This is a genomic window from Xanthovirga aplysinae (genome assembly GCF_009711365.1).
In the GTDB taxonomy this organism is placed as follows: domain Bacteria; phylum Bacteroidota; class Bacteroidia; order Cytophagales; family Cyclobacteriaceae; genus Xanthovirga; species Xanthovirga aplysinae.
The window spans coordinates 1-6,292 of sequence record NZ_SMMB01000989.1 but is presented as its reverse complement, the minus strand read 5'-3'; the positions used below and the strand labels follow the sequence as shown (position 1 = coordinate 6,292).

At 35.7% G+C, this 6,292-nt stretch carries 5 protein-coding genes; 3 read left to right on the top strand and 2 right to left on the bottom strand.

Annotated features, from left to right (window positions below; genetic code table 11):
- The first annotated feature begins 374 nt into the window (after window positions 1–374).
- The 3 genes from E1171_RS09755 to E1171_RS09745 all read left to right on the top strand — a co-directional run bounded on the left by E1171_RS09755 (window position 375) and on the right by E1171_RS09745 (window position 2,767).
- The gene (locus tag E1171_RS09755) at window positions 375–563 is read left to right on the top strand and encodes a hypothetical protein (protein ID WP_155205816.1); all 189 of its coding nucleotides are present in this window, start codon (window positions 375–377) and stop codon (window positions 561–563) included.
- 40 nt (window positions 564–603) lie between these two features.
- Window positions 604–1,386: a glycoside hydrolase family 19 protein gene (locus E1171_RS09750; RefSeq protein ID WP_155205815.1), complete on the top strand. Its 783-nt coding sequence runs from the start codon at window positions 604–606 to the stop codon at window positions 1,384–1,386.
- 1,156 nt (window positions 1,387–2,542) lie between these two features.
- On the top strand, window positions 2,543–2,767 hold the full coding sequence (locus E1171_RS09745; protein WP_155205814.1) for a hypothetical protein: 225 nt from the start codon (window positions 2,543–2,545) through the stop codon (window positions 2,765–2,767).
- A 671-nt stretch (window positions 2,768–3,438) separates the two neighbouring features.
- Here the strand turns inward: E1171_RS09745 and E1171_RS09740 are convergent.
- Window positions 3,439–3,804 (bottom strand): hypothetical protein, encoded by a 366-nt coding sequence (locus E1171_RS09740; RefSeq protein WP_155205813.1) that lies wholly within the window; start codon window positions 3,802–3,804, stop codon window positions 3,439–3,441.
- A 393-nt stretch (window positions 3,805–4,197) separates the two neighbouring features.
- Window positions 4,198–6,292, bottom strand: a 2,095-nt coding sequence (locus tag E1171_RS09735; protein WP_187696369.1) for a tail fiber domain-containing protein, incomplete at its 5' end; no start/stop codon positions are given.

Genomic DNA, 6,292 nt, shown 5'->3' with positions numbered 1-6,292 from the left:
AAAAGGGAGGTTTATTTATACCTCAGTTACCCAATCAAAAGTAAGCATGATTCGCCGGGGGGGTGGAAAAAATTTCTTTTTGCTAAAGAAAACTAAATATTACTGAATTTTAACTAAACCATTTAGGGTTTATCTCTTATTTAGTATAAGCTTGTAGCCAATTAAACCCTAAGGTTTTAGACTTCCTATTTTGACTTAGGAATTATAAAGAGAGGAGAATAAACCTTTTCTGTACTGGCAAAAAAACCTTTAATGGTATAGAGAGGAGAAGAAGATCACACAGTGCTAAATTAAAAAGTGAAGTACTGGCCCCATTAAAACTCATTATTTAATAATAATAAGCATTAAGGCATCGCCTTTAAAAAAAGTATAGTATGATTACCGAAGATTTATTAAAATATTTTGGATTTAAGAAATCAGAAGGATTTAACAGCCAATATGAGAACCAATGGCTAAGAGGGACCTTTTTACAGTCAGAAGGCAAGTTCTGGTTACATCAATCAAGTATAATGTTGATGGATGAAAAAGATTTAGAATTTATTGTAAACCTCATTAAACCTTAATTCCCTTTTTGTCCTCACTCCACCTTAACAGTATAACAATATGAAATACACAATAAGAACAGGTGATACCTTAGGAAAGATTTCAAAACGCTTTTATGGAGACGCCAATCGATATGTAGAAATAGCAGCCGCTAATGGTATAAAAAACCCCGATAAAATTTCTGTTGGAACTCTGCTTACTATTCCCTTACTTCCTTTTAAAGGAATCACTACTCTGCAGCTACAACAAATTATGCCAAATGCTTTTACCATTGATATTCAAAAATATGAACAACCCTTAAATGAGCTTATGCCTCAATATGAAATAAATTCACCGTTAAGGGTGGCCCATTTTATTGCCCAGCTGGCTCATGAAAGTGGAAACTTTAAATTTACCAGCGAAAATTTAAATTATAGTGCAACAGCTCTTTATAAGGTTTTCCGAAAATATTTTCCCACCAAAGAAACAGCTGAGAGATATGCTCGAAAGCCTGAATTAATTGCAAACCTGGTATATGCCAACAGGCTGGGAAATGGAGATGAAAAAAGTGGGGAAGGTTGGAAGTATAGGGGGCGTGGATTGATCCAGATTACTGGAAAGGCCAACTACAGAGACTGTGGTAAAGGATTAGAACTAGACCTACTTAATAAGCCTGAAATTTTAGCTGAAACTCCTCAAACTGCCATATCCTCTGCTTGCTGGTTTTGGAAAACCCGAAATATAAATAAATATGCTGATAAAGATGATTTAAAGAAAGTAACCCGCACAATTAATGGAGGTTACCATGGTCTTAAGGAAAGAGAGGAATTCTTACAAAGAGCTAAAGATGTTATGGTTATTTAATCTGGAAACCGGATGGGTTAGTCATATATTTTATCCTTCTTTAAAACCCCCAATGACAATACATTGTCAGTAAAACTGCTAAAAAATAGCAAAAGAACTTGAAAAACAGGATTAAGGTTTAATTAAAAAGGATAAGGCTAAGTTTAAAGATTAATTTATATGACCTCCATAAGAAAATAAGCACTTTAACTCTACAATTAAAAAACCAAGATCCTAAGAAAATACATAAAACAAGGGTATTAAAAAAGATAGTTAATCTTGAACACTTCAAGTATGAATGTCAGTTTGCTATGGGTACAGAAAATAAAATTAAAGGGACTAATTAAATAAATTTGAGAGCAAAGAGATAACACTAAGTTCACTCGCATTAATTTTTCAATTGGTTTATATAGGGCTAATGATTCGTCAAAATTGTCTCCAAATTTTCCAGTATATAGGGAGCAAATCCCTTTACACCAAATGTTGTTTCTTTAAAAGGATTTCTACTTTTTAAAGAATATAGCTAAGCATTTTTTCCCAGCAATTATCTCATTGATTTAAAAAAATTCCTAATGAGTTTTGGAAACAAATATTATTATACCTCCTTTAAAACCTATTCGACAGCTATTTCTAAAGAATATGACCTCTGCTAGCCGATTAACTTCCAATTATATATTTATCAGAAATAACCTACGACTTTTTCCTAAAGTTAGCTTTTGTGGTTCAATCTATGGGTAATCTTCAAAAAAACATCAATGCTTATACCTAAACAGTTAGCTAATCTAAAAGAAGACATTAGAAAAAAACCATTCGATCTTACCCCTCTCATAATGAGATAGTTGAGAAAAATCAGACAAGAATAAAAAATATCAAACTACTAAAATTCCTTAATAATAAGTCTTTCCAAGGGTCATTCTTGTATCCTATGACCTAAATTACAGATATAATTATATTTTCGTCCTAACTTTTAGACTTTAAAAGTTTACTAAAAAATACTAAATTTTACTTTGTAATTAACTTAAATTATTTCATTTTTTGCTCTAAATCAATTTTATTTGTTAAGTGGTTAAATAATTAAATAGAACAAACCACACTTTTTAGTTAAACAAAGGAAATTTTTAGTACTATTTTTTATAGTATTTTTAAGCTTTATTTCTAACTCAAACAAATTTTAACGATGGCAGTACAAACAGAAGCTCGCATGTATCAAAAGTTGAAATATCTTCTACCTCATGGCGCAGTAAAAAGAGTAGCCAGTAAGAATTTGAAAAGTCAATCTTATGTATCTATGGTGGCTAACGGAACTTATAGCAACTCGAATATATTAAAAGATCTGATAGAAGAGGCTGAAAATTACAAAGCAGAACAAGAAGAAATCAAAAACCGACTTAGAGCCTTATAAATTAATAAAGGCAGACAGTAACTGGAAAATTACCTACTCAAGAATAAAAGAAAAGCTTGAGGCCAAAGGACAAAATTAATCCAACAAGGCAAACCCATATTAATTCTCTTTGAGTATACTGATAAGGTGCAAACTTTTGAGAATTGAAAAAAGTGGCAACCAAAGACTAAAAAAAAGTATAGGGGCGATACCAGTTCTTTTTAGACTATTTGTGCCTGACCTTATTCTAATTGGTTTTTCCTTCTAAGAGGCAAACTCTTAAAAACTTAAGTAAGGAAAAGTTATTAAGTAAACGACTTCAATAAAGCTCATTTACTTTTGGACATTCTTTGGGAAACATGGTGAGAATTTTGAATGTAATCCTTCCTCCACACTTTTAACTATTCCTCTGAATCTTTTTGCTAGGTAGCAAATAGCCAGGAAGAAGATGGAAAACCAGCCATAAAAGGAAATACATCGGGAGGAAGTAAAGCTTCTTCCCGGGGCCTGAGAAAAATGGTGTTTATATTGACCCCAGCTTCATTCCCAACTTCTGGGCATAAAGAAACAATCACATTCCAACTGTCAGGTTTGACAAAACTTTTTTCATAAAAAAAGCCACAAGCAAATGCCTGTGGCGCGGGAATTAAACATCTATAACCTTTATAAAAAAGGACAAGATGAGAAATTTATTAATCTTCTTTAATCAGCCCACTCATTAGGGTAAAGAACGCCGGTTTAATTTCCATACCCTCAAAGTCTGCAAGTTTCAATTCCGGAACTTTGACTTCTTCCTTTTGTACTTTTAAATCGTTGATTTCATTGTCATAAGCTTGTCTATCTTCTGTAGTTGCGAAACTAAAGCTCATGTTCTTTTCATCAGCCTCGGCATACTTATCCAAAAGCTTTTTGTTTTCCTCATTGAAACGTTTGTTGATATTAGTTGTGGTTTCTTTCAATTTCCCTAACCAATAAGAAAGTTTTACTGGCATGTCTTTGTCCAATACCATGTTTAAGGCTACATCAAGTTCAAGTACTTTTTCAATGCTGAATTCCATAATTGTATTTAATTAATTGTTTTAAAATTTCATCGTTTCTGTATACAATTATAGACAGTAGAAATGAGGGGAGAAAAATACTTTTGTCAATTATTACAGCTTATCAGTGAAGCTTTTAGATGCCTTAGAAAGGCTTAAAAAAGATTCAGTGCTTATTAAGTCACTAACAAAGCAGCAATTTTTTCCTTATAAATGGTAAGGGCCTCATAATTGATAAAATAAGGAGGCTTCCTAAGGTATCCCGTTCCAATTCATCCAAATAATTTTTTAAGAAGGAAAGGCTCGTAAAGACTCTCCACTTCCGTAGAACTCCTTTATATAGAAGCTTAAAAAGATTTGAGACTTTATTCAAAAAGAAATAAGCTAGGCTATACTGAATTTTCGATACTACTCTTATTTTCTTAAAGATCTTAGCATCTTCCCTACCTTTTTTAAGGCCGGTGCCCTCAATTCGTTTAAAATTTCTCTTAACTCTTCTATTTCCCTTTGCTGGGCATCTATACGCTCATTTGTCTCCTGAATGGCGGCGGTATTGATAGCGGTAATATTGCTGTAATGCAAACTATAGCGATCATTCTCCTCTTGATACTTGACCACTTCCGGAAAAAGCTCATTAACCTCTTGGGCCCCAAAGCCTATATGAAGTTTATCCTGTTCTTCCTCCTTATCCAAATGGTAACGAATTGGCTGCAAAGCTCTTACCTTATCCAGTACTCCATTCAATGGACTAATGTCTTTTTTCACCCGCAGATCGGAAGTTTCCGCCATGCTGATAAAGCTTGCATTCCCCTTATAGTCAATATGAAAAACATCTCCGTGCTCTACTGAGGCCAAGCCCATAACTCGAAGACCTACTGGACACACTACCCCTATCCTTCCACCTGCATTATCTGCAGGCTCAAAAGGAATAGCAGTGCCCAAATCACTTCCTGCATATTGTGGGAAACCAGAAAAAACATCCACATATAAGGTATTCTTTCCTTTAATCTTTATATCGATAAAAGTTTCGGTACCTTCCCCATCCTCTTGTGAGCTTCGTACCCTTATCTCTGAAATATAATTCGCAGCCCCCTGTCTTTCTAATTGTTGTACACAATAGCCCGAATTAGACCATGATTTAAATGCCGCAAAAGATAGTCTATGTGGGGTAGAATCTCCTCCCAAGCCATAAACATCAAACTTGATGGCCCCTCTTCCATTTGCTCCCCCCCATCGGGCGATGGTGTACCAACCTTCCGTTTCACCTGTATTGCCCTGGGCTGAACTTCTTCTACTGTACATAAAATCGTGGTTATGATCAGAACGCGACATGGTAGTGGCTGAACCATTCCCAGCAAACAAAAGGTTACCGCTGTGGTACAATTCTTTCCAACCATCAGGTGTTCCATTCACATTATAGGATTGCAAAAATAGATTTTGGCTGTCTTTTTCTTTATAAAAGGCAAAATCACGTCCGGAAGTAGCTCCTTTAAAATACCAATGCTGGCCGTACCCGCTTGGAAATCCTACAGAATTGGTAGAATTTGACCTGTACCCTATACTTCCTTCTTGGGAATCACCCAAATTATCACTGTCCCCTTCAGTTAAATGAAGGCCTCTTTTTATAGGATCCAGATTTCCCTGGTGCCAGGCTGTATATCCATTAACGCTTATATCGTTACCGAATGCTGCGGAGCCTGTGGCTTTAATGTTTCCCTCAACATCTAGTGCCTCCGTAGCCGTATGGGTTCCAATGGCAACATGCCCATCTGTAAAATAATATCTACCCCCAGAAGAACCTGGGATTCCAATCAGTAATTTGTCATAAGAGTTCTCAAATTTCGTTGTAAGGATGTTTTCTCTGCTGAAGCCTTTCAGAATAATTTGACTTTTGGGATTTCCAAAACCTGTGTTGTCAAAGACTATCAGCGGATCACGACTAGCTGAATTTCTAAGAATTACATCTTGCTCAAACAGCACCTCTCCGCTTACTTTCAAACTTCCCGCTACATCCAAGGTGGCGTGCCCATTGAAATCATTCGTAACATCTCCAATACTTAAGGCTTTAAATGAACCCCTCACCGCATCAAAATAGGAAGTTCCTCCCTCCTGGGTTATTTTTATCCACTCGGTACGTCCGTCATCTTCGGATAGGTTGTCTTCCAATTGGTTTTCACCCACCACTTTTGCCTTGTAAAGTTTCCTTTTAGGAGCGATGCCCCCACTTGCCAACTGGTAATTTTTTCGCATTTCGGGCACATCTTCCACAATGTATTTGGGAAACTCCGATAAATTTGGAGCTTCCTCTATTTCTAAGAATTTTCCATTTAAGTATATCAGGCCTGCTGTTATTTTATGTTTATTAGGCTCTTTATCGTCCTCTTCTACACTACATCCGCTCATAATAAAGCCTCCCAGACCTTTGTACTGTCCTTCCAGGGCTTTGAAAACTTCTTCCTGCAGAGTTTTTAAATCGTCATTATGCAGCATGCGGCCGCCTTCGGTAAAG